The sequence below is a fragment of the Caulobacter sp. 602-1 genome (assembly GCF_003931565.1).
In the GTDB taxonomy this organism is placed as follows: Bacteria; Pseudomonadota; Alphaproteobacteria; order Caulobacterales; family Caulobacteraceae; genus Caulobacter.
Genome location: NZ_RRYI01000233.1, coordinates 1 through 268, shown reverse-complemented (window position 1 = coordinate 268; position 268 = coordinate 1). Strand labels below are relative to the sequence as shown.

Genomic DNA, 268 nt, shown 5'->3' with positions numbered 1-268 from the left:
CGCACTTCGGTCATGCGGGCGACCAGCCCCTGACGCTGGCCGGCATCGAGGCGGCCGTCCATCCGAAGGACATGGCCCGCCGCGCCGCCGCGCTGAACGCCGCGATCGCGCGCGCCGAGGACTACGACGTCGAGTACCGGATCTCCTGGCCGGACGGCTCATCGCACTGGGTGCAGGTGCGGGGGCGGCTCAATCGGATCCGGCCTGGCGAACCGCGACGGATGTCGGGCCTCAGCATCGACATCACCGCCCGCAAGACCGCCGAGGC

Annotated in this window: 1 protein-coding gene; it reads left to right on the top strand. The window is 72.4% G+C overall.

All coding sequences use genetic code 11. The features are described 5' to 3' along the window. Positions 1-268: PAS domain-containing protein (locus EIK80_RS26005; RefSeq protein ID WP_125159744.1), on the top strand; the 268-nt coding region annotated here is incomplete at both ends.